Source organism: Methanobrevibacter sp. (assembly GCF_045126245.1).
In the GTDB taxonomy this organism is placed as follows: Archaea; Methanobacteriota; Methanobacteria; order Methanobacteriales; family Methanobacteriaceae; genus Methanocatella.
The window spans coordinates 26,489-49,916 of record NZ_JBGVOG010000056.1 but is presented as its reverse complement, the minus strand read 5'-3'; the positions used below and the strand labels follow the sequence as shown (position 1 = coordinate 49,916).

The 23,428-nt window shown below is 34.0% G+C and carries 32 protein-coding genes; 28 read left to right on the top strand and 4 right to left on the bottom strand.

Annotated elements, in window-relative coordinates:
* The first annotated feature begins 1 nt into the window (after window position 1).
* The 18 genes from ACJMLZ_RS04410 to ACJMLZ_RS04325 all read left to right on the top strand — a co-directional run bounded on the left by ACJMLZ_RS04410 (window position 2) and on the right by ACJMLZ_RS04325 (window position 10,811).
* A complete protein-coding gene (locus ACJMLZ_RS04410) occupies window positions 2-643 on the top strand; it encodes a metal-dependent hydrolase (protein WP_405304141.1) in 642 nt (213 codons plus the stop codon).
* 299 nt (window positions 644-942) lie between these two features.
* On the top strand, window positions 943-1,257 hold the full coding sequence (locus ACJMLZ_RS04405) for a monovalent cation/H+ antiporter subunit E (RefSeq protein WP_405304140.1): 315 nt from the start codon (window positions 943-945) through the stop codon (window positions 1,255-1,257).
* Window positions 1,258-1,304: 47 nt separating this feature from the next.
* The gene (locus tag ACJMLZ_RS04400; RefSeq protein WP_405304139.1) at window positions 1,305-1,571 is read left to right on the top strand and encodes a hypothetical protein; all 267 of its coding nucleotides are present in this window, start codon (window positions 1,305-1,307) and stop codon (window positions 1,569-1,571) included.
* A complete protein-coding gene (locus ACJMLZ_RS04395; RefSeq protein WP_405304138.1) occupies window positions 1,568-1,990 on the top strand; it encodes a cation:proton antiporter in 423 nt (140 codons plus the stop codon). Before ACJMLZ_RS04400 ends, ACJMLZ_RS04395 begins: the two co-directional genes overlap by 4 nt.
* Window positions 1,983-2,225: a DUF4040 domain-containing protein gene (locus tag ACJMLZ_RS04390; protein ID WP_405304144.1), complete on the top strand. Its 243-nt coding sequence runs from the start codon at window positions 1,983-1,985 to the stop codon at window positions 2,223-2,225. The genes ACJMLZ_RS04395 and ACJMLZ_RS04390 overlap by 8 nt, the downstream gene beginning before the upstream one ends.
* Window positions 2,225-2,611: a cation:proton antiporter subunit C gene (locus ACJMLZ_RS04385; protein ID WP_405304137.1), complete on the top strand. Its 387-nt coding sequence runs from the start codon at window positions 2,225-2,227 to the stop codon at window positions 2,609-2,611. The genes ACJMLZ_RS04390 and ACJMLZ_RS04385 overlap by 1 nt, the downstream gene beginning before the upstream one ends.
* The gene (ehbF, locus tag ACJMLZ_RS04380) at window positions 2,604-4,058 is read left to right on the top strand and encodes an energy conserving hydrogenase EhbF (RefSeq protein WP_405304136.1); all 1,455 of its coding nucleotides are present in this window, start codon (window positions 2,604-2,606) and stop codon (window positions 4,056-4,058) included. The genes ACJMLZ_RS04385 and ehbF overlap by 8 nt, the downstream gene beginning before the upstream one ends.
* A complete protein-coding gene (locus ACJMLZ_RS04375) occupies window positions 4,055-4,390 on the top strand; it encodes a hydrogenase (RefSeq protein WP_405304135.1) in 336 nt (111 codons plus the stop codon). Before ehbF ends, ACJMLZ_RS04375 begins: the two co-directional genes overlap by 4 nt.
* The gene (mbhE, locus tag ACJMLZ_RS04370) at window positions 4,383-4,664 is read left to right on the top strand and encodes a hydrogen gas-evolving membrane-bound hydrogenase subunit E (RefSeq protein WP_405304134.1); all 282 of its coding nucleotides are present in this window, start codon (window positions 4,383-4,385) and stop codon (window positions 4,662-4,664) included. The genes ACJMLZ_RS04375 and mbhE overlap by 8 nt, the downstream gene beginning before the upstream one ends.
* Window positions 4,661-5,137 carry an MnhB domain-containing protein gene (locus ACJMLZ_RS04365; RefSeq protein ID WP_405304133.1) on the top strand — a complete coding sequence of 159 codons (477 nt, stop codon included), beginning with the start codon at window positions 4,661-4,663 and terminating at the stop codon, window positions 5,135-5,137. The genes mbhE and ACJMLZ_RS04365 overlap by 4 nt, the downstream gene beginning before the upstream one ends.
* Window positions 5,134-5,385 (top strand): energy-converting hydrogenase B subunit J, encoded by a 252-nt coding sequence (locus tag ACJMLZ_RS04360; RefSeq protein WP_405304132.1) that lies wholly within the window; start codon window positions 5,134-5,136, stop codon window positions 5,383-5,385. The genes ACJMLZ_RS04365 and ACJMLZ_RS04360 overlap by 4 nt, the downstream gene beginning before the upstream one ends.
* Before the next feature lie 12 nt (window positions 5,386-5,397).
* Window positions 5,398-6,804, top strand: a complete 1,407-nt coding sequence (locus ACJMLZ_RS04355) for a 4Fe-4S binding protein (RefSeq protein WP_405304131.1) — start codon at window positions 5,398-5,400, stop codon at window positions 6,802-6,804.
* Complete coding sequence (locus ACJMLZ_RS04350; RefSeq protein ID WP_405304130.1) at window positions 6,805-7,296, top strand: 4Fe-4S binding protein; 492 nt, start codon at window positions 6,805-6,807, stop codon at window positions 7,294-7,296.
* Window positions 7,297-7,743: an NADH-quinone oxidoreductase subunit B family protein gene (locus tag ACJMLZ_RS04345; protein WP_292822114.1), complete on the top strand. Its 447-nt coding sequence runs from the start codon at window positions 7,297-7,299 to the stop codon at window positions 7,741-7,743.
* 12 nt (window positions 7,744-7,755) lie between these two features.
* The gene (locus ACJMLZ_RS04340) at window positions 7,756-8,883 is read left to right on the top strand and encodes a nickel-dependent hydrogenase large subunit (protein ID WP_405304129.1); all 1,128 of its coding nucleotides are present in this window, start codon (window positions 7,756-7,758) and stop codon (window positions 8,881-8,883) included.
* A gap of 3 nt (window positions 8,884-8,886) precedes the next feature.
* Complete coding sequence (locus tag ACJMLZ_RS04335) at window positions 8,887-9,885, top strand: respiratory chain complex I subunit 1 family protein (RefSeq protein ID WP_405304128.1); 999 nt, start codon at window positions 8,887-8,889, stop codon at window positions 9,883-9,885.
* 10 nt (window positions 9,886-9,895) lie between these two features.
* Complete coding sequence (locus ACJMLZ_RS04330) at window positions 9,896-10,159, top strand: energy-converting hydrogenase B subunit P (protein WP_405304127.1); 264 nt, start codon at window positions 9,896-9,898, stop codon at window positions 10,157-10,159.
* Window positions 10,152-10,811: a DUF5612 domain-containing protein gene (locus ACJMLZ_RS04325; RefSeq protein WP_405304126.1), complete on the top strand. Its 660-nt coding sequence runs from the start codon at window positions 10,152-10,154 to the stop codon at window positions 10,809-10,811. The genes ACJMLZ_RS04330 and ACJMLZ_RS04325 overlap by 8 nt, the downstream gene beginning before the upstream one ends.
* Window positions 10,812-10,860: 49 nt before the next feature.
* On the opposite strand, the gene cas4 is transcribed toward ACJMLZ_RS04325, so the two are convergent.
* From cas4 to ACJMLZ_RS04305, 4 genes are all read right to left on the bottom strand, one after another.
* Window positions 10,861-11,655, bottom strand: a complete 795-nt coding sequence (gene cas4 / locus ACJMLZ_RS04320) for a CRISPR-associated protein Cas4 (protein ID WP_405304125.1) — start codon at window positions 11,653-11,655, stop codon at window positions 10,861-10,863.
* 138 nt (window positions 11,656-11,793) lie between these two features.
* Window positions 11,794-13,269, bottom strand: coding sequence for a sodium-dependent transporter (locus tag ACJMLZ_RS04315; RefSeq protein WP_405304124.1), 1,476 nt, complete (start codon window positions 13,267-13,269; stop codon window positions 11,794-11,796).
* An 81-nt stretch (window positions 13,270-13,350) separates the two neighbouring features.
* Complete coding sequence (locus ACJMLZ_RS04310; RefSeq protein ID WP_405304123.1) at window positions 13,351-14,730, bottom strand: MFS transporter; 1,380 nt, start codon at window positions 14,728-14,730, stop codon at window positions 13,351-13,353.
* A gap of 196 nt (window positions 14,731-14,926) precedes the next feature.
* On the bottom strand, window positions 14,927-16,000 hold the full coding sequence (locus ACJMLZ_RS04305; RefSeq protein ID WP_405304122.1) for a DNA polymerase subunit beta: 1,074 nt from the start codon (window positions 15,998-16,000) through the stop codon (window positions 14,927-14,929).
* Between the two features lie 172 nt (window positions 16,001-16,172).
* Here ACJMLZ_RS04305 and ACJMLZ_RS04300 point away from each other — a divergent pair, with 172 nt between their 5' ends.
* The 10 genes from ACJMLZ_RS04300 to ACJMLZ_RS04255 all read left to right on the top strand — a co-directional run bounded on the left by ACJMLZ_RS04300 (window position 16,173) and on the right by ACJMLZ_RS04255 (window position 23,095).
* A complete protein-coding gene (locus ACJMLZ_RS04300) occupies window positions 16,173-16,766 on the top strand; it encodes a DUF366 family protein (RefSeq protein WP_405304121.1) in 594 nt (197 codons plus the stop codon).
* Entirely contained in the window at window positions 16,763-17,278 is a 516-nt protein-coding gene (locus tag ACJMLZ_RS04295; protein ID WP_405304120.1) for a 6-carboxytetrahydropterin synthase, read from the top strand. Before ACJMLZ_RS04300 ends, ACJMLZ_RS04295 begins: the two co-directional genes overlap by 4 nt.
* On the top strand, window positions 17,278-17,976 hold the full coding sequence (locus ACJMLZ_RS04290) for a 7-carboxy-7-deazaguanine synthase QueE (protein ID WP_405304143.1): 699 nt from the start codon (window positions 17,278-17,280) through the stop codon (window positions 17,974-17,976). Before ACJMLZ_RS04295 ends, ACJMLZ_RS04290 begins: the two co-directional genes overlap by 1 nt.
* Before the next feature lie 60 nt (window positions 17,977-18,036).
* Window positions 18,037-18,972, top strand: a complete 936-nt coding sequence (locus tag ACJMLZ_RS04285; RefSeq protein ID WP_405304119.1) for a CBS domain-containing protein — start codon at window positions 18,037-18,039, stop codon at window positions 18,970-18,972.
* Window positions 18,973-18,994: 22 nt separating this feature from the next.
* A complete protein-coding gene (locus tag ACJMLZ_RS04280; RefSeq protein WP_405304118.1) occupies window positions 18,995-19,795 on the top strand; it encodes a CBS domain-containing protein in 801 nt (266 codons plus the stop codon).
* Window positions 19,796-19,831: 36 nt separating this feature from the next.
* On the top strand, window positions 19,832-20,635 hold the full coding sequence (gene pheA / locus ACJMLZ_RS04275) for a prephenate dehydratase (protein WP_405304142.1): 804 nt from the start codon (window positions 19,832-19,834) through the stop codon (window positions 20,633-20,635).
* A 61-nt stretch (window positions 20,636-20,696) separates the two neighbouring features.
* On the top strand, window positions 20,697-21,344 hold the full coding sequence (locus ACJMLZ_RS04270; RefSeq protein ID WP_405304117.1) for an endoglucanase: 648 nt from the start codon (window positions 20,697-20,699) through the stop codon (window positions 21,342-21,344).
* A gap of 29 nt (window positions 21,345-21,373) precedes the next feature.
* A complete protein-coding gene (locus tag ACJMLZ_RS04265; RefSeq protein WP_405304116.1) occupies window positions 21,374-21,913 on the top strand; it encodes a PsbP-related protein in 540 nt (179 codons plus the stop codon).
* A gap of 23 nt (window positions 21,914-21,936) precedes the next feature.
* Window positions 21,937-22,449, top strand: coding sequence for a flavoprotein (locus ACJMLZ_RS04260; RefSeq protein WP_405304115.1), 513 nt, complete (start codon window positions 21,937-21,939; stop codon window positions 22,447-22,449).
* Between the two features lie 31 nt (window positions 22,450-22,480).
* Complete coding sequence (locus ACJMLZ_RS04255) at window positions 22,481-23,095, top strand: phosphopantothenoylcysteine decarboxylase (RefSeq protein WP_405304114.1); 615 nt, start codon at window positions 22,481-22,483, stop codon at window positions 23,093-23,095.
* The last annotated feature ends 333 nt before the right edge of the window (window positions 23,096-23,428 follow it).

Here is a 23,428-nt window from a genome sequence, read left to right as displayed (position 1 = left end):
TCTGTTAATTGCATTAACATTCATCGGTGCAAATATCCCTGACTTTGATCATAAATTCAAAAAGGACAATGTCTATAAGTTGATAATTCTTGGGTTAATAATATTCATTTCACTTTACATTCTTAAATTACCTTATTATATAGGTTTGATTATTGTTTTTTTAGGAGTAACATTTTATTTTTCAGAACACAGAAGCTTTACACATTCTATTTTCGGTGTTTTGACTTTAACTTCAGCAGTATCTCTGGTTTTAATTTGGGGATATGAATTAATAATAAGTACAACAATTTTGAGCAATTCGTATATGATATTCGCTATTTTAATAGCTCTTTTAAGCTTTTTATTCTTGAATAAGAAGTTATTGATGGTATTTTTACCGATATTTTTTGTTAGTCTATTTCTGATTGATGTTTCGGATGTTACATATGTCCATATTTTTCTGGCTTTGTTTTTGGGATTGTTTTCACATATTGTTCTTGATTCGTTTACTCCTGCCGGAATTAAGATATTCGCTCCGATATCCTCAAAGAAAGTTCATAAAAACTTTGCTTTGCTTTCGATTTTTGTGATAATCTTGATAGCAATTTTTTATAATGCCCCTGTCCTTTTTAACCTGTTCGAACAGTATGCTTTGGGCAGTTGAATTTGACCGTAATTTTTTTGAAATACTTGGGTTATACATTTTTATATTAATGTTTCACTAATCTGTATATTATTGATTATTTTTAAAAATTAATTATAAATTTTCATTGTTTTTCTTAATTTTATAATTTATTTGTTTTCATGCAATTTTTAACTAAATTTTATAATTATTTATCTAAATTTTACTATCATTTTTTTAAAAAGCATACATTTATAATAAATAATCATGATAAATAATACTATTATTATATAATGTCAAATTTTTGACAAATTAATTATAAATGAAATGGAGCTTGTTTAATGTTTTTGACTAGAATTGGTTATGGAATTATTTATTTCTTAGACCTTATTTATGAAATCATTAAATCAACAGTAGATGTTGTGTTTAATGGAATTATGAGGAGAAATATTGATCCTGTAATTGTTGAGGTCGAAACAGTTTTAGAGAGACCTGTTTCCCAAACAATTTTAGCAAATAGTATTTCTTTAACTCCTGGTACTTTGTCTGTTGACTTGGACAGTGAAAATAACATTATCAAAGTAGCTGCTATTTCTCCAAGAAGTAAAGAGGATATTATTCCTTTTGAACCGTATATAAAGAAAATGTTAGAATGATTTCACGTTTATTGCATTTTCTCATTAAAATAGTCGAGTGAGATAGTATGGATATATTGTTTATTGCAGAATATATGGTGGTTATTGCATTGATTATAGTGATGTTGGCCGCTTTAAGAGCAGGTGCATATAAATCCACATCCATGGGGCTTTTAGCGAGTTCCCTAATTGTAAATGCCTTTGCAGTAGTTTTGCTGATTGGTGGGGATTTATATAATCTTGGATTTTATAGGGATATATCATTAGCTTTAATATTCTTTGGTTTTGTAGGCACTATTGCCTTTGCTGCTGTTTTGGGAGGTGAGGATAAATGATAGAGTATATTCAATCATTACTTCTTATTATTTCAGCATTTTTAATGATAATCTCCGCAATAGGCCTCATTAGTTTAGGTAAAGATACCAAGAATATTGTCTATGCAAGAATCCATATCGTAGGTATTTTTGATGTTGCATGTATTATTGCCATGATTGGAATCGGGCAATTCTTATTGGCCGGAATTTACTTTGTTCTAGCCCCATTTATAGCTCATGCGATAGCTAATGCCTATTGGAAAAAAGAAGATAGAGAAAATAATTTAGATTTACAGAATGTTGAAGAAGTTGTAGATGAAAATCATCCTTTCATCCATCCTAAAGAAAAGATGCAGGCTTTGGAAAGTGAGGATTCAGAAAAATTAAAAGCTGATGAAAGATTTTCAGTCACTACACTTGAAATTGATGAGGTTGATTAAGATGTTGGAATTTGTATTGATGCTAATAATTGTTGTAAGTGCAATTCTCGCTCTTATTCAAAAAGACTTATTGAAGGCAGCAATCTTGACAGGATTTTCCGGTGCTGCTTTGGCAGTCCTTTTCCAAGTATTGCTGGCACCGGACGTCGCTTTGACTCAGGCAATTGTTGGTGCAGCGATAATTCCTGTATTCATTGCTTTGGCAGTTAAAAAAACTCAAAGGGAGGATAGCTAATGGCATACGTTCAACTTGCGGTATTATTAACATCAATTGCTTTGGTTATTATCGGAGTTTACTCCGCAATTTTTATTGATAATATCATAAAAAAGATTATTGGTATTAGTTTCATTGAAGAAGGCGCCAATCTGTTCATTGTAGCCATTGGTTATAAAGAAGGGGGTGTTGTGCCTATACTGATGCCTGGTATGGACCCTTCATGGTTTGCTTCAAATGCGGCATATCCGCTTCCTTTTGGATTGGTACTTACTAGTATTGTAATTGGTGCAAGTACTCTGGCTGTCATGCTTGCATTGGTGATGGTACTTTATAGAAGATACGGCACTTTATCCACTAAAGTGATGTTGGCCGATACATCAAAACAGGAGGAATACAATGAATAATTTAATTCCACTTATGGTTATTGTTCCTATGATGGCTGCATTGCTTATCAGTGCATTTTCAAGGTTCAATAAGGTTTCAAAGATTTTGGCCTTTGTTGTTGCAATCTGTTTGCCGCTCATTCCATTGCTTTCAAATTACGGCCTTCACTACTTTGGAGGATACGAACCTATACTGGACAATGTCACAAGCACAGTGTTCCATCCGGCAATTACGTATTCATTCACATTTGTACAACAGATATTCATAGCAATGATTGGTCTTTTGACATTCTTGGTTATATTCATATATTTAACTAAATACAGGAAAATTTCAGGACCTTATCTGTTCTTGCTGTTCATGGGTACTGCCGCAGTCACTGCTCTTATGTTGACAGACGACATTTTCCACATGTTTGTATTCTTTGAGATATTGGCTCTTGCGCAGGTAGGTATCGTTGCGGCTTCATCAATAGATTACAGTTATGAAATGGCTTTAAAGTATATGATTTTAGGGTCAATCGGATCTCCAATAATGCTTTTGGGAATCGGGTTCCTGCTTGCAATAACTGGTAGTGTAAACATTACAGATATCGTTGCGGCTGTTCATAATGGTTTAGTTGATATTACTTCTCCAGTATTTTTAATTTCACTCGGATTAATATTCTTTGGCTGGTTATACGCTTCAGGCTTACCGCCATTCCATACTATAAAATCTGGAATTTATTCAAAAGCAGAACCTCACGGAGCAGCTTTACTTCAATCATTTACAGTTATTTCAATGATTTCAATCGTAGTTGTAATGTTTAGAATCTATTCAGTCTTACCTATATTTGAAGTTCTCATAGTTTTCTTCTCTATCTTGGCTATGATATTGGGTGTCTCTCTTGCACTTACTCAAACAGACTTCAGAAGAATGATAGGATTTTTAGCTGTTGGAGAGTTAGGATTCATTGGTTTAGGTATTGGTCTTGGAACTCAGTATGCAATAACTGCTGGTCTGTTCCAGGCATTAAATGAAATTATTATTACAGCATTATTATTCATAGGATTTGGCGCAATTGTTGATGCAACAAATGAAGTTGATACACGTAAGCTTGGTGGCCTTTTCGCATTCCATCCTAAAGTCAGTCTAATGCTTTTGATTGGCGGTCTGGCAATGGCCGGTGTACCTCCGTTAAGCGGGTTCCAATCAAAATTAATGCTTGTTCAAGCATCATTGAGCTGCGGATATCCTGAATTGTCCATTTTGGCAATAATGGTAAGTATAGCTACATTTGTTGTATTTGTAAAAACATTCTATGCAATGTTTTTAAGACCAAAACCAAATGATTTAGAAGTTGAAGGAAAAGAAGTTCCTCGTGCAATGGTTTTCACAATGGGAATATTGCTAATAATCATCATTGTTTTAGGTTTATTCCCTGATGTTGTTATTAATGGAATTTCTAACTTTGTAGGAGGGATATTATGAAATTATATGATCAGATATTCGATGTTGTAAAGCAATTCAGGAAATTGTTTTCACCGGGTCCGGTGACAAATGCGGATGTTTCCGGAAGCATCACTGCTGAAATATTCATAATTGTTTCATTAGTTCTTTCAACATTGTTATTGCGCCATGTCAGTGTTTTACTTGCGGGTTTGGTCGCATTGATAGTTGGATTTGTGTTGATTTTCAACATTCCGCTTATTCCGAAATTCAAGATTGAACAAGAGGATTCTCTTGAAAAGATGTTGTTTTATGCTGTGGTGACACTTGTGATTATTGTTACAGTCTTATATTGGGGTGGTAGTCTTGTCTAGTAAAGCTACACTTCGCAATGTGATTGCAGCCATATTTGCAGCCGTATTTTCAGTTACTTTATTCGATGCAGTATTGCATTTAAGTAACATGATAAATCCTGGTGTAAGTAATATTTATAATGCTTTGGGAACTCAAATAGCTCCAAACTTGGTAACTGTGGTTATTTTCGATTTCAGAGCATATGATACATTAGGAGAATCAATTATATTGCTGACTGCAGGTCTGGTTGTATTGCTGATATTCGGCAGAGGATTATTGGGGGATAAACGATGAGTCAAGGTAGTGTGATTTTAAAAATTATATCTTTGCCAATTTCAATTATATTGATTTGTTTAGGTATAATGACTATTCTTGGTGGCCATATCACTCCTGGTGGAGGTTTCCAAGGTGGTGCAATGATAGCTAGTGGAATCATTTTATCTATTCTTGTTTATGGTTTAGGTAATTCTCCATTAGAATTCTCTCATACATATATTGAAGTTCTTGAGTCAATCGGTGCATTAGGTTTCATCATCTTTGGTTTAATAGGATTGTTTGTTGGAGGATTTTTCCTCTATAATGTCGGTGCGGACATATTGAATATTGTTCCGGCTTCAATCCAAAATATCTTACATTATCCGGATGTTACCAATGCAGGTATTATTCCATACCTCAATATATTCGTGGGTTTAAAGGTATTTGTTGGATTATCCTCAATTGTTATAGCATTTGCAGGATTTAAGAAAATTGTAGAGGAGAGCGAATGATGTTAAGTTTAGGACCAATTATATTCGGATTAATATTGGGTGTGATTATAGGATCTCAACTCAGACTTGATATTAGTGGTGCAAAGTTCACTTTAGCGTCATTTGTAGTAATATTTATTGCAGGACTTATTGTTGCATGGCAATCAGGTAATTATCCATTTTATAATGATTTACCAATTTCAACTGCATTCATGTCTGCTTTAATAGGAATTTTTGTAGGTAAACTACTATTTGCAAGGAGTAAATAAGGAGTTTTTATAATGTTTTTATCGACTAATACATGTGATGGAAAAAGGGAATGTATTAAACAATGTCCTACAAAAGCTATTAGATTCATTAACGGCAGAGCTTTTAGTTGTCTTACATGCGGAATATGTTATAAAAACTGTCCGAATGGAGCAATATTCATTAATAGCTATGGGGGATATGTTGTAGACAGAGCCAAATGTAATGGCTGTGGAATGTGTATGTACAATTGTCCTACTAACAATATTACTATTGAAGATGGAATTGTATACGGAATATGTTCACGCTGCGGCGTATGTGAAGAGGTATGTCCAAACCGTGTTGACGGATATGAACTTGAGAAGGACAAGCAACTGACTTTAATCAATTCATTGAAAATATTGTATCCTCCGTTGGATAATGTTCCCCATAAGGTTGAAAGCAAAACAAAAGAGGTTACAAGAACCTATGTCGGAACAGACATTGAGAAATGTATTTTATGCGGAAGATGTCAGGAATATTGTCCGACTGGAGCGATTCATGTGTCTGTTGACAGGGACGACGGAATCTGCAGAGAATGTAGATTATGCGGTGATGTCTGTCCTAACGAATCAATGAACAAACGTCAAATCGTTAATAAAACATCATGTACGCTATGTCTTAACTGTATGAAATCATGCCCTAATAACGCAATTTCAGTTGACGGATTTGAGATAATCGTCAATAAACTCAATCAGAAACCAAACGGTTCAATAATATCTTGTCTAAATTGTGGATTGTGCGCCGATTTATGTGAAAACGGATCCCTTAAAAATGTTGAGGGCAAGTTAAGATACGATCCAACTGCAGATGCAGAAAATGCGACCCATGAAATTGCCATCGAGTCATGTCCAATTCATACTTTGAGTGAAGATGATGAGATGTTCATTTATGATGAATTCGATGATAAGGAACTTCCTACATTGTCAGGTTTCTGTGTGTCCTGCGGAAAATGTGTTCAAGTCTGTGATGAGACTGGAGCTCGTCAATTCATGATACATTCATGGGACGGTTCCGTAAGTGATGATTGCATTTCATGCGGAATATGTGTTGAGGTATGTCAGGAACAGGCGATTACCCTACACAGAGGAACAATTTCCGTTAACTTGGATAAATGTATATTATGTGAAAACTGCGCGGTTCATTGTCCTGTTGATGCCATTCCAAGATCTACCATGTATAAAAATGAGATTAAGGATGGATTCAATTTCATCGAGCAAAAATTATGTATGCATTGCGGATTATGTCAGAAAAGTTGTTCATATGACGCAATTGATGAAGTTGATGGTCAATTTATTGTCAATGAGGAAAAATGTACATACTGTGGAGCATGTAAAAATGCATGTCCTGCAAGGGCATTTTTATTCGAAAGAAATTTTAAAGATTCAATAGAGGGTATTTAAATGAGCAGTATACTTAGAGTAGCTTTAGAAGGAGCATTTACTAACTTTAAAAGAATCTTTTTTGCAGCTGACAGAGTCACTGATATGGAGTTAAGAAGACAGATTTCAACACTTTCAGTAGAAGTGGATGACAGAGTGGATGACTCTGCTTGTATTGGTTGTGCTGGCTGTTCCAATGTATGTCCGACAGGTGCAATTGAGATGAGAAACTTAACAATTCCGGTTAAGTTAACTGATAATTGGATAAAAAGTGAAGTGCCTGAAATTAATCTTGAAAAATGTGTTGTATGTTATTACTGTCATGATTTCTGCCCGATATTTTCACTTTATGGGCAAAAAGGAGCAGTTCACCCAAGTTGTGTTGGAGATCAAGAAGTAAACATTTCCGATTGCCTTGAACAACCATTTAAAATTTCTGATGATAAACTTAAAGTTATTTCACAATACTTATCTGATAAAACAGTATTGAAGAATAGGGAGGAGGGTGATTAGATGGGAATCAAATCATTTTCAAGAGCAAGAGCAATACATGTCATGCTGGTTTATACCGGCGGATGTAACGGATGCGATATTGAAATTGTCAATTCAATTTTATCACCGCGTTTTGATGCCGAACAATATAAGGTATTCTTAACTTGGAATCCTCGTGAAGCTGATGTGCTTGTTGTTACAGGCCCTGTAACTCACTTAAACAGAAAACCGTTGGAAGCAATCTACGAAGCTATTCCTAATCCTAAATTGGTTGTAGCTGCAGGAAGTTGTGCTTTGATGGGCGGTGTTTATAAAAACTGCTATGGAGACATTCCATCCGAAGAGATTGAAGGGCCAGTTGAAAATATCATACCGGTAAATGCAAAAGTTCCAGGTTGTGCTGTACGGCCTCAAGATGTTTTGGCTGGAGTTGTATCACTTTTACCTACATTATTAGATGCGGATTAAAGAGGGGATTAAATGGATGAAAAAGTACCAAGAAGTAATATAATTGAAACTGAAATTCCAATGGGTACAGTTCACCCTGCTGCATTGGAACCATATAGGGTAAGGTTTTTTGTTGAAGATGAAATCGTTCAAGAAGCCGAAATAACTATTGGTGTTAATCATAGGGGAATAGAAAGGATTATGGAAGGCCTTCCTGTAGAAAAAGCTAATGCACTTACAGAAAAAATTTGTGGAATTTGTTCCAACTCACATATATGGAATTCATGCAGAACCGCAGAAATCGGATTAGGTATCGAAATTCCCGAGAGGGCTGAATATATTCGTGTGATAATGGGCGAACTTGAACGTTTGCATTCACATTTCTTGTATTTGGCGCATGGTTGTGAAGTATTGTCTCATGAAACATTTTCAATGAGGGTATTCTACTTACGGGAAATTGTAATGGAATTGCTTGCGATGATTGGAGGAAACAGAGTTCAGTATGGATGCTCCGTTTTAGGTGGAGTAAGGCCTAGATGTGATTTGGATGAAGCTAAGATAGAAAGGCTTAGGAAAGATATGGATGCAGTTGAAGAAGGACTTACTGGATTCGTTGAAAGATTTTTAGCAGATTCCATATTGTTGTCAAGGGTTACTGGCATAGGTGTGCTTCCTCAAAAGCAGGCTATTGAATTGGCCGTTACCGGACCGACTCTTAGAGCTACCGGTGTTGCAAGAGATTTAAGGACAACCATGTTCGAGTATGACAATTTCGATTTCAATGTCATCACCCAGCCGGATGGTGACGTCAAATCAAATTTGGTCATGAGGGCATTAGAATCATTCGAATCAATTAAGATTATCAGACAAGCTATTGCAAACATTCCTGAAGGTAAAGTTATAAATAGGGATTGGGAAATGTTTGATACTGATATAATTGAAAGTTATATTGAAGTTCCAAGAGGAACTTTATATCATTCATATGCACTTGAAAGCGGAAGAGTAAGGCACTGTATTATACGGACTCCATCAATGGCAAATATTGGTGCTATGCAATATGCATGTATCGGAGATCAAATTACAGATGCCCAATTATGTATTGTACAATGTGACCCGTGTTTTACTTGTACTGACAGAGCAATTGAAATAATTAGGAGATAGATTATGTCATTCAATACTATTATCATTTCAGTTCTTGCAGTATTTCTCACAGTACTTGTTTGTTTTATAATATCAACATTGCTTCCGGGAATTGAGAGAAAGTACATTCATGCAAGAATTCAACAAAGAATCGGGCCTCCGGTAACTTCTCCGGGGATTATGGCTCCATTAAAATTCATGTTTAAGGAAAATGTTGAAATTTCATCTCCTGTTCCGAATTTGTATAAAGCTTTGCCGATAATTTGCTTTATTGTGGTTTTATGCATACTTATTGCATTGACTCCTCAAGCTTATCAGATTCCGGCACTTGCAAGTTTGGTGGCTATTGTCGGGTTTTTAAAAGTGGAAGAGATCTGTTATGTTTTGATGGGTGCATTATCCAAATCAGTAATGTCCGTTAGAATGCCGTTTCCGGATTTAACTAAAGGGGCAGCTCATTTGAATGCGACAAGGTCATTTGTTGAGGATATAAGTGCAAGAAGATCTTTGAGAATGATTACATATGGTTCATTCCCATTATACCTGGCATTGTTTGCTCCTGTAACCGCTGCAAGAAGCATTTTCCTTCAGGATATTGTTGCTTACCAGCAAATTCATGGTCCATTCCTGTTTACTATAGCAGGAGGAATAGCGGCTGTTGTATTTTTCATAGGGTACATGATTATTTTAAATGAATATCCATTTTCAATAATCAAAGCCAAATCCGATGTAATTGAAGGGCCGTATATGGAATATGCCGCAAAATATCGGGCTATTGTTTATTTGACAAGAGGATTTTTCATGTTTGTACTTGGCGCAATATTTTCAGTATTGTTCATTGGAGTACCGCCAAGCATACTTTCAGCAGGAATTTTAGTAAACATCGCAGTTGCATTGATATTTGTGTTTATGATGGGAATACTTTCTGCATTCAGCCCAGTATTTACAAATAGACAACTACTGCCTACTATTTTAGGCGCAACATTACTTGGAGTATTATCCATTATACTTGGATTATTATGAGGTGATTATTTTGAAATTTGTTATGAGGCCATATCATATGGTAAGTCTAGGGGGATACATTGTTGAATGGGATTTTCCTTACAGAAATCTTATAGTTGTAAATAAAACCTCTGAACCAATTAAAATTGAAATACCGGTTTTCCATGAAGAGTGGATTTCTGAACATAAAAAATTAGGTCTTGATGTAATTCCTGTTACTAAAGATGATAATTATTTAAGCATGTGGAAAAGAGCACATGCAGAATTAGATAAAATTAGGCCGAAAAATGAGTGATTATACATTAACTATCAAATCAGATGAAAAGAAAGGTGTATTGGATGACATTACTGATGTTATCACCCAGCACGGGGCTAATATTAGTTATGTTCATCTTTTCGTTGAAAAAAACAATATGGGTTCTATCAATTTGGAACTTGAGCATGTTGAAGATATTGATGATTTAATTGATGATTTGAGGAATATCGAGGAAGTTAAATCAGTTGAATTGCATGGTTCCCAATTGGATATATGGGGAAAACGTATAATTATTGTTGGTGGTGGAGCACAGGTATCACAAGTGGCTACCGGCGCTATTACTGAAGCTGACAGGCACAATATACGTGGAGAACGTATCAGTGTAGATACTATCCCTTTAGTCGGTGAAAGAAATTTGGCTGAGGCTATTGAAGCAATCTCAAGATTGCCTCGTGTAAACGTCCTTGTTTTAGCAGGTTCTCTGATGGGTGGAAAAATTACAGAGGCTGTCAAGAGGGTAAAAGAAGAAAACAATCTAATTGTAATTTCCCTTAATATGCCTGGTAGCGTAACTGATTATGCTGATTTGATTATCACTGATCCGATTCAGGCCGGTGTTTTGGCAGTAATGTCAATAGCAGATACTGCAGTTTTTGATATTAAGCGCTTAGGCAATAATATTAAATATTAATCATGTTTATGGACATATAGGGGAGTTATTATATAACTCCCTTAATATTTTAATTTTCAATGCATTTGTTCTTATATTTGCAGTTTATACATTTTTTGGAATTTATTTTAACATTTGGAAGTTTATTGTTTTCGGTTATTTCTTTAACTTCCCGTATCACTTCAAACAATCCTTTTCGTAGATTCACATCCATTACAACTGGCCTTTTATCAGCTATTTTTTCATAGTATATGAAACCTACAAACACTTCCGTGTCAAATTCCTCTTCAACCAGAATTGCATTTGCCACTAATTCTATTGCATCCTGGTCCCAAACTCCTTTTAATGGGGGATTTGAACTTTTGATTGATACGGGATAATATTTTCCATCAATTATTTCTATTTTATCACAGACTCCAATTAGTTCAAGTTGCGAATCTTTTAGCAAGTAGGAATACATGCAATTTGGAAAAAACATGTCTGTAATTGCAAATGCGTCTTTTTTAAGTATATTCATTGCCTGTTTAATCTTTAAAGCAGTTATTTTAATATTGAAGTAGGTATCATCAATAATATCGTTAATCTTTAACGGATCTAAATTCAAATCCATATTTTCAATGGCATGAGTGCTACTTTCAATGAATGTGTCAATATTTTCAGACAGCTCACTTTCAATTTCAGCAATTGTCATTTCTTTTTTGATTTTTCGCATATTTTTATTGATTAAATCCTGAATATCCATTTTAAGCTTTTTTATTTCAATAGCTAGTTGATAGTCATTATTTTCCTCAGTATCGATGTGTGTTTGAATATATAGCTTCATCGGACAGAACATGTGTGTTTTTATTGAAGATATGTTTATCATATAATAACCTCTAAAATTATGTAATATTACTTTAAAATTAATAATATAAATATTTAGATGTTATAAATGCTTTAAATTCTTTTAAATAAAATAAAAAAAGTAAATAGCTATTAATTTAGCTAAATAAAGTTAATTTCATTAGTCATAATAATTTTCATTTACTGCAGGCAATTTTGCAAAAATGAATGGGATTATTATTAACAGTATTGTCAAAATTACTTCTATAGTGATGCTGAATCCGTCTGCAGCCTTAAATGTGTAGTATATTCCCTGAGACCAGAGGAAGAAGATACATAACGGCAAGATTATTTTGATTATAACTTCCCAAATTTTTCCCACTTTGACTGATGAGTTTTTGTTCAATGTCTCGGCTAAATTATCGAATTTGTAAATCCAGCCGAATATTATACATTCTAGAAGTATTGCGAACAATAATGCGAAACTGTTTAGATATGTATCGAATACTCCTAAAATTGCACTTCCAGCACCTGTTGCAAATATTGTGGATATTAAAAATCCGATAATGCATACTACTGTAGCGGTCTTTTTACGTTCGATAAGGAATTTTTCTGAAATTGAATAACAAACTCCTTCAAGAAGCGCAATAACTGATGTAATTCCTGCAAACAATATGCATAAGAAGAATAGGGGTCCAACAATATAAGCTACATCACCCATTATATTAAATACCTGTGGGAACACTACAAATGCAAGCCCGGTTCCTTCTGTTACAAGTTCATTAAATGGGATTCCGCTGGTCAATGCCATAAATCCTAAAATTGAAAATATTCCAATGGAGTTAAATACTTCAAAACCTGAATTTGAAAAGGCAACAATTAATGCATTATCTATCAATTTGGATCCTTCAGGCAAGTAGCTTGCATAAGTCATGGCAATTGCCATTCCCAAACTAAGTGAGAATACTATTTGTCCAAAAGCAGATAGCCAGACCTCAGGATTTGTCAATGCACTCCAATCCGGTGTAAAAATCTGTGTATATCCAATTGATGCACCAGGTAATGTTAAAGAGAATCCAACAATGCCAACCACAATTAAACAGAGCAGAGGCAATAGGATTTTACTCACACGTCCGATTCCGTCATTCAAATCTCTTTTAATGATAAACCATGCTATAAACCAAATTGCAAAAACGGATGCAAGCACTATCGGAACAATGGTAAATAATCCAGAAATTGAATCTGTTGAGTGCAGTACGTTATTTGTGAAATATAAGTCTGGATTTGCACCCCATGCTTTTGTAAGGCTTAAAAATATATAAATCAAATCCCATCCGACAACACATACATAATATGTTGTAATTAAAAACACTGTTAGCAAAATAAACCATGCTACAGGTTCCAATCGGTTATTGATAGAATATAATATTCTTGCCAATGACTTTTTAAATTTAAATCCGACTGCATATTCAATCAAAACAAATGAAATTCCAAGCAGAAATAAAGAAACGATGTATGGAATCATAAATGACCCTCCACCGTTGGAATATAAAACATTCGGGAAACGCCAAATATTTCCAAGTCCGACAGCCGAACCAATCATTGCCATCATAAATGCAAAATTACTGTTCCATTCTGTTTTTTTCGTTTCTGTCATTTTATCACTCATTAAGTATACATATGTTTATGCGCGACATATATCTGTATGTTTTTCATGAATATATAAAATGAAGTTAGTTTAGATTAAATCATGAACTTCATCTTTTATATAAAGAACTACAATTATTAAGGATATTACTGCTAAAACAGACATCAAAAATGATGTTTGGGCAAATGCTTCTTGTGAAATTAAGCTGTGGGTGATTTTTCCACCTGCAAATAATGTCATTAAGACAACTGCAATCGCCGAACCGATTGCTCCGATAATCTGTCTTACGGTATTGTTGATTGCTGTTGCATCTTCTATGTCTCCGGACACTATTGCAATTGTCCATGTTACTGCAGGCATTAGACCTAAACCTGCTCCAATGGACCGAATTATTTGGGTTATGGCCATATATTCCATTGTTGTATTCAATGTATAGGTTGTCATTGCCAGATAGCCTACAATTGAAAATATGCATGATAGAATCAAAACTTTTCTAACTCCTATTTTATTGGCAATTATTGCACCTACAAAGTTAAATACAATCATAACAAGGGTTGCCGGAAGCAATATCAAACCGGATTCTGTTGCAGTATAATGTGACACGCTTTGAACAAATAAAGGCATTATTACATTTAAACCGCACATTGTAAAGTAAAGTAATGATGAAAATAATGTTCCCGCGAAGAAAAACTTATTTTTTAAAGGAATCAGGCTTACTAATGGGGTCTTGATATTGAATTGCCTTTTAACAAATATAAATAAGGATATCACTCCAATTATAATAGGTATAACCATATATGGACTAACATCTTTTGTGATATTGTTGAATCCGAACATTATTCCGGAACATGCTAGAATACATAGTATCAAAGAAAGTATATCAAGCGGATAATCGCCGGTTTCAAATTCTAATTTGACTGCTACCATGGAAATTAATATTAAAATGGCAATAATTATTGCAAATATCAGAAATATTGGTCTCCATCCCGCATAATCAATAATTGCTCCGCCCAATGTTGGGGCCAATGCAGGAACTATTCCAATAATAAGGCCGAATAGGCCCATATAAACCTGCCATTTTTCTTCCGGAACTACTTTGAATAGTACAATTTGTGTAATAGGAAGTAAAATTCCAGCTCCAATACCTTGTATCACTCTTGAAATAATTAGAATTTCTATACTTGGTGAAATAAAGGAGAGTATTGCTCCAATCAAAAATATGGCCAGTGAGGATATTAAAATTGTTTTCACTTTAAAACGTCGTGCGATGAATGCTGATAAGGGTATCATCACGCCCAAAACAAGCAAAAATGAAGAATATACTAATTGAGCAATATTTGTTGTTGTTTGAAAATCGGAGGTTATGCTTGAAATTCCTGTAGTTACTACAGTCTGTGCGGCACTCAATACTGCCGCTGCGATAATAAACATGATTAGTGCGGTTTTCCCAGTTTTTATTTGAGTATTCATATGCTTCACGGATTTTTTGTTAATTAAAAAATGTATATATAAATATTTTTTTATAATTTTATTTAAATATATCAAATAAATCTTACAGGTTTAATCGTGAGGGGTATTTTAAAATAGAAAAAAAATATTGTTTTAATCGAAGAGGACTATATTTTTCCCAATTACAATGATTAAAACAATTGCATATTATGGTCGCCTAAGCGGGACTTTCTTTAAGCTTTAAATATTCATCGATGGCTTCACGTGTTGTTCCAACAACCAAACGGTAATGTGAGTCTTCACCATTGACAATGACCTTTTCTACTTTGCCCTTGGCTATAACATGTTCGCCGTCAATTACCTCGCCGGCATAGGTGTGTGTAAAGGAAACCACTTCAGTCAAGTCAAATTCCACTCCATCAAGGACTTTCACGTTTTCAATTGTATAAAGTGAAGGGTTGTCGAATGCTCCAAGGGCACTTACAATATCTGCCTCTATTTGTGCGATTCCTTGAGGTTCATAGACTGTATCTCCCCAAACGCCTGATATTTCATCATAATCTTTGGTGGCCAAAATGTCAAATAAAGTTCCATTGATGGTTCCCCTATTTGCTTTTCTATTTTCATACCATCTGAATTCTTCTTTGGTTAAGCTTGCATCGCTCATTCTTTTATTGTAGACAAAATCCCAATAATCATTTGTAATGCCTTGCACTGTGATGTGTTTGTCCACTTCTTCGATGTAGACTTCTTTGCCTCTATGTTCTTTAAATGCCTCAATTGCATTTCTATGGTTGTCAAGTCCATAAACAACAAAATCCAAGTCACTCACATCATCTTTTTGAAGGCCGGGTAAAATGGATCCTGAAATTCCGAGATGGTCGTATGGGATGTCTGCCATGAAATGGAAAAAGTCGGCAACATCCATTAATTTGGCTATCAATTCCGGATTTTTTACTTCTCCTCCGGCTTCAAAAGTCTTTTTAAGCCCATATAATCTGTCTTCTGGTTTGATTACTCTTTCGACTTTATCCAATGGCACGCCCATCATCTCAACATTTGTCACATCGCAGAAATACAAATAATCCGGGTGGTTTTCCCTCAGATATGTATAAGCTTCCTCGGACCCCACTTTCCTATATCTTTTTCCATCTTTTTCTCGGTCTCCTTCAGGGTCGGGAATGTATCTTAAAAATGAAATTACCCTGTCTTCCGGATGAACATAATTGGTTGATGCGAAGTATAGGTCATCGCTTGTGTAAATAAAATCTCTTGTTCTAACTTGTTTCATTGTTTTGACTCCTTGATTTAATATTGTTTTTTTCATTAATTAATATTTTCAAGATGTAATGTGATTGATAACTTTTAATTTTGTTCTGTTTTCAGGTTAATTTTTAGTTTAGTTTATATAATTTGAAGTCAGTATATTTAATAGTATAATATAATTTTTTTAGGTTTTTATCATGACAATTACTCATAAGCATGTTGATGAAATTTTTGAATATGACGGAAGTCAGATTAATCCGTCATGGGCTTTTCAAGAATTTGGGATTTATGGATCATCTGTCATAACATGGATTGGCCCTGTCAATATCACTCCGGATAATTTGAAGGATTTTGCAGATGTTGGATTGGAAATCAGGTCAAATTATATGGTTAACTTCATTTGTGAATTTTTTGACCAGCAGCCCCCTAACATGAGAATTGCTTATCTGAGGCAAAGGCTATTGGTAATGATATTTAGAGAAATCTTGGCGGAATATGGGGTTGCAACAAAAAGGGAAGGTGACGATATTTTCGTTTGCAATAGAAAATTATCCATTTCTATAGCTTCCATTTCATTAAGTTCTTCTAAAATTCATTTTGCTTTTAATTTGGAGGATAAAGGAACTCCGGATGATGTTGAAACAATAGGATTATATGATATTGAAGTCAATAATCAACAAATATTTGATGAAAATAACTTATTGGATTTAATAAATGAAGTTGTTGGCAGATTCATAGATGAATTAGAAACAATAGAGAATGACATAAGCAAGACAAAGGTGTTAGGATGAAAATTTTAGTTAATGGTATTCAATCAAATTTAAGATTCTCTTCTGCTCATGTAATCCCTGGCCATGAGTCCTGTGGTTTTATCCATGGACATTCATACTTTGTAGATGTTGAGATTGAAGGGGAAAGGGCCGGTGATTTTGAGTTTGTAGTTGACTTTAAAGATGTTAAAGGTTATACTAAATCTATTTGCGATGAACTGGATCACAGGTTATTGATTCCGGTTTATAATGAATTAATTGATTTTAAGGATTTTGATAAAAATAAAGATTCCATTTTTGATTTAAAAAATCAAAAATCCGTTTACTTTAAAATCGACGGTAAAGGATATTCTCTTCCGTCCGTGGACTGTGTATTTTTACCGCTCCCTTATACTTCAGCGGAAGAACTTTCAAAGTTTTTTGCTGAAACTTTAGCAAAAAAGCTTTCTGAAACTTATGATAATTTGGAATATGTTTCAGTTTGTGTAAACGAGGGAATCGGTCAAGGAGCAATGTACAGGAAAGATTTATGATGAAAGCCCCTATCATTGAAATTTTTTCATCTTTTCAAGGTGAAGGCCTTCTGATAGGCCAAAGACAGATATTTGTCAGATTTGCAGGTTGCAATTTAAACTGCAATTACTGCGACACCAATGAAAGTAAATCTGAAAAATCAGGAAAGCTGATGACCCCTTATGAAGTCACAGATGAAATCAACAAACTCATAACTCCTGATTGCAGAGCCATTTCTTTTACTGGAGGTGAACCTAGCTTATATCCGGAGTTCATTTCAGAGGTCAGTAAAAACTTTGATTTGGATATTATGCTGGAAACAAACGGTACTTTGCCGGATAATATTGATTTGATTGAAAAATTGGATATTGTTTCTTTAGATATTAAGTTACCTGAGCATTTTGAAGGTGATTTTGATGAAGAAATTTTTTCAAATGAAGTTAAATCACTAAATTTATTAATGGCGAAGTGCATAAATGTATATTGTAAAGTAGTTATATTGCCTTCAACAAAAATAAAATCATTTAAAGAGGTAATCAAAAAATTATCCGATAATATTTCAAGCAAAAGTAGTCTTCAAATAATTATCCAACCTTCTAGTCCATTGGATGAATGGAAGGACATTAATTTTAAATTATTTGAGTTTTCCGAGATTGTTGGGCAATATTTTGAAGTTTTTACTATTCCTCAAGTTCATAAGATTTTGGATATTGAGTGATTTTGTTTTTAATAAATTGATTTTATTTTTAGGGAATATAATTATATTAGAGGTGCGAATATGAAAGATAAAACATCCATTAACAGAAAATCAAATACAGGTGCAATTGAACGTGAAACCAAAGTTCATGATAAAGAAGGAGACATCATGGCTATTGCAACTAGAGATGTAGTTTCAATACCTCCTTCAAAAAGTATCAAAGACACTGCTAAAGTTATGATGGAACATGAATTTAGAAGATTGCCAATTACCGACCCAGGTTCTGGTAAGTTATTAGGTATTGTAACCGTAATGGATATATTAGATTTCTTTGGCGGAGGAAAAAAATTCAATATTATCGAGAAAAAATATGAAGATAACTTTTTAGCAGCAATCAACGAACCGGTCAAAGAAATTATGACACGTGATTTAATCACATTATCTCATAAAGCTTCAATTGGAGAAACTATTGAAACAATGCTGGCCAATCAATTAGGTGCTATACCTCTTGTTGATGCTGATGAAAAACTTGCAGGTATTGTTACCGAAAGGGATATTGCATTATCCTTAGCAGGTGTGGCTGGAAAAGAAACAGTACAAGATTATATGAGTCCTAAAGTATTCACTACAACTCCTGGAACTCCTTTGGAAGGAGCATGCAAAATCATGGTCAGAAATGGTTTAAGGAGAATTCCAATTGTTGGTGGTGAAGCAGATATCTCCAAAGCAGCTAAAAAATTATTGGGTATTTTGACTTCTACTGATGTTATAAGATTTTTAAATGCAAAAGAGTTATTTGACCATTTAAATTCTAATTTAGCAACTGACGTTTTAAAAACAATCGTTTCTGATATAATGGTTAAAGATCCTATAACCGTTGAACCTACTATGGGTATTGGAGAGTTATGTGAACTTTTCGCTGAGAACAACATTGGTGGCGTGCCAGTTGTTAAAAATGATGAAGTAGTGGGTATTATTACTGAAAGAGACATATTGAACGCAGTTAAAAGATATTAAGTAACAGATAGGAGATGATAATATGCAAATTAAGAATTTGATGTCTGAAGATATAATTACCGTAGACAAAGATCAAAATCTTACTGATGCGTTAAAATTATTACGTAAACACAATGTATCTCGTTTACCTGTAACCAATAATAAGGAATTGGTGGGCATTATTTCAGAAAGGGACATTGCTGATAAACTCGGTTCTTCAAAATATGAAAATATGCCTGCATCAAGACTTCATATTTCATCTGTAATGGTTAAAGATGTTATTACAGTTCCCCAAACAATGCAGTTAGGTGAAGTTGCAAAAATAATGTTGGAAAAAGGTATTGGTTCCGTTCCTGTAATGAATGAAGATAAAATGGTTGGAATAGTATCAAAAGCTGACTTCGTTACTCTTGCAGTTGGAATTGCATTCGATAAGATTACTGTTAAAGAAATAATGTCTAAAGAATTAATAAGCATATCACCAACAGAAAGAATTATTCACGCTAGAAGAAAAATGCTTGAATCACATGTTGGAAGATTGCCTGTTGTAGATGATGGAGAACTTGTGGGAATGATTACTTCAAAAGATTTAATGAGGGCATTCATTGAATTTAGAAAATCCGTCCCTGAAAAGTATCAGAAATCTCAAATTAAAGATCTTTTGGTTGAAGACATCATGTCTGGAAACCCAACTTTTGTTTCAAAAGAAATGTCCATAACTGAAGTATCAAACATCATAATGGAAACCGGTTTTAACGGTTTGCCTGTTGTTGAAGATGGGGAAGTTGTGGGTATTATAACACAAACTGATATTTTAAGATTAATTGAAAAATTAGAATCTTAAATATCTCTTTTTTTTTTATTTTTTGGAGGAATTTATATTACATTTATATCCTTTTTAGGTCCTAAAGGAACTTTTACTCATGAAGCCGCCAGTTTGTTGGGCGGTGAATTGGTTTCATACTGCACTATTCCCGCGGTAATGGAAAGCGTAAAAAATGGGGATTGTTCATTGGGGGTTGTGCCGATTGAAAATTCCATTGAAGGGTCTGTAGGAATCACTTTAGATTCTTTAGCCCATAAATTCGATTTAAAAATATTCAATGAAATCATCATTCCCATTAATCAAAATCTAATTGTAAATCCGCAAACTGCATTGGAGGATATCAAGGATGTGTATTCTCACTCTCAAGCTATTGCACAATGTCAGGAATACATTAACAAGCATAAGATACAACCTCATTATGCTGTAAGCACCGCCAAAGCGGCCAAAAGCATAATTGGCGATAAAACTAAAGCGGCTATTGGTAATGCAAAATCTGCTGAGCTGTACAATTTGGAAATTCTTGAATCCAATATTCAGGATACGGATAATAATCAGACAAGATTTGTTGTTTTGTCCAATGAAGACCATGAAATGACCGGTAAGGATAAAACTTCGATTATTTTTTCAATTTATGAAGACCGTCCTGGCGGTTTGTACAATATTTTAGGTTTTTTCGAAAAAAACGGTATAAACTTAACTAAAATTGAATCCAGGCCCTCTAAGAAAGGTTTGGGCAAATATTTGTTCTTTGTAGATTTTAATGGTCATAAGGATGATGCTATTGTAAAAAATATATTGGAAGAAATAAAAGAAAATGCTTATTTTTTTAAAGTTTTAGGTTCTTATCCTGAATTCTAGTTAAACTTATAAATTAATATTTCAATATATTATAATATTATAATGTTCTCGGAGGGTAGGCATGTCAGACGATAGAGAAAAACTTCTTAAAATTATGAGTAGTTTAGAAGACGATTACAGGTCTGGTAAGATTTCTGCTGATAAGTATAGTTATTTTCGTTCTAAATATGAAGATAAGTTAAATACTATCGATGCTAAAGCAGCTACAAGAAGAATTAGATCTATGCAAGGTAAACCTACTAATAATTCCTCTAAAAAGAAAAGAAGAAGCAGAAAACCTACCGTTAATAAGAAAAAAGAAGAACAAGATTTGGTTCAGAAATATATTATCAATCCTAAAAAAGGGGATGCGAAATATAATAAGACTAAAAAATCATCAATGGACAGCGGCACCTTTAAACTGTTGTTGTTATTGATATTGGTTATTGGATTTACTGCAGGTGTTGCATATGGAATTTTCAGTTTTGATTTTGACGAGTTGAGCAATACCGATTCTGTAGCAATTGTTCAGGATACTGCATTTCCGGAAATTAAAGAGGTAAACGTTACTAGCTCAAATAATTATACATTTGATTCAAATTATTCCAGCAGCACTATTGAGACTACAACTGATGATTCAAGTGATTCATCCGATTCCCAGGGTGGTGGAGGAAATACTCCTGACAGTGGAGGAGATTCTGATACGCCAACACCTACCCCTACGAATTGAAGATAATTCTCTTAATTGAAGGTGAAAATATGGAGAATAAAATATTGAAAGGAAGCATTGTTATATTTACATTGTTGTTATTAATCATTTCCGTTTCAGCGGTTAGTGCCGATTCAAATGCCACAAGCATCTTAACTTTATCCAACAGCGGAATTACTATTAGTTATCCTTCAGATTGGGGATACTCAAAGGCAGTATCAGAGGATTCAATAATGGCAATATCCAAATTAAGCGCAATTGATGCATTCGGCATCGGTCAAGTAAATATCAATATCGAAAAAAGGCCGATTGAGGGAGATTTCTATACATTTGTTAACAGCACATACAAATCCATGGAAAAGGATCCTAATTATGAATTGGTGTCTTCAGGAGGATTGGTCCTTGCGGATTATGATGCAATGGAATATGTTTATACTTCCAATACAGATGGTGTTGAAAAGCAACATATGGCAGTTTGGTTTGAAAAAGGCGGTCAAGCTTATGTTTTGCTTTACAGTGCACCAATAGATCAATTTGAAGATAATTTGTATGTTTTTGAATATGTCTTGTCAGACATTCAAATTACATAATTTCTTTTTTTAAGGTGTTTTAAATGATTGTATTATGTGTTACAGGTAGCATTGCAGCTACCGAATCAATAAAATTGGCTCGCGAATTTAGAAGAAACGATGTTGAAGTTAAATGTTTCATGAGTGAGGCTGCCTGTGAGATAATTCATCCAAATTCTATGGAATTTGCAACCGGCAGTGAAGTTGTAACCAAATTGACAGGCAAGATAGAGCATGTTAAATACTCTCAGGAGGACTTAATATTGGTTGCACCGGCAACCGCAAATATAATTTCCAAGTTTGCACATAAGATAGCTGATGATGCGATTTCAACTTTATTGATTACTGCCTACGGTCATGATACACCAATTATCTTTGTCCCGTCTATGCACGATTCGATGTATAAGGCCATACAAGGAAATATTGATATAATCAGACAAGAGGAATCCGCGATATTTATTAATCCAAGAATGGATGAAGGTAAAGCGAAATTTCCGTCAAAAGAGGATATTGTTCTTGAATCATTAAGAACCATTAATTTAAATAAAAAGGATTGATACCATCAAAGGAAAAAAAGTTTTAATTAGTATGGGCGGAACCTATGAACCCATTGACTCTGTTAGGGGGATAACTAACAAATCTTCAGGAAAAATGGGTTTGGAACTGGCTAAGGAAGCGTATATCCGTGGTGCAGATTTAACATTGGTTGTGGCTAATGTCACTGTTGATATTCCTTCTGTTTTTGATGTAATTCATGTTGAAACAAGCAGTGAAATGAACGATGTCATTTTAAATTTGGTTGGGGATTATGATATTTTCATATCTGTGGCGGCGGTTTCTGATTTTGAGTTTGCAAGAAAGTCAGACAAGAAAATTGATTCAAGCACTTCACTTTCACTGGATTTAAAGCCAACCACCAAAATCATCCGTCAAATTAAAGAAATTAACCCTGAAATATTTCTTGTTGGATTTAAAGCCGAATTCAATATCTCCCGTGAGGATATAATTAACTGTGCTAAAAAGCAGATTGCTGATGCAGGTACAGATTTGGTTGTTGCAAATGACATTTCAAGAGCGGGGTGCAGTTTTGGATCCGATAACAATGAGGTATTGATTGTTGATGAAAATGTCTTATCAGTTCCTCTAGCATCAAAAAGGGAAATTGCAAAAACAATTTTGGACATAATTTCTAAAAAGATATAAGTATATGTAGATATCTAACTTTAAATTCTACTTTTTTCATATTCATTTTAATATTTTCAAATATGTGCTAATTTATATTGATGGGATTGTCTGGAAATATATGAAATTTTAATCATAAAATTGATATTTTTGATAGTAATATTTGTCCCGTGGTATCAATATTCTCATATGATTTGATGAAAAAATTAATTCTTTTATAGGTCTTTATTTTGAAATTTTTAAGGCATATCAATTTTATTTTTAATATGTATTTTTATTTTTTGTGTAAATCGGATTTCAATTTAAACATTTAACTGATTTAATTATCTAGTTTGTATTGTAATTTTCTAAGCT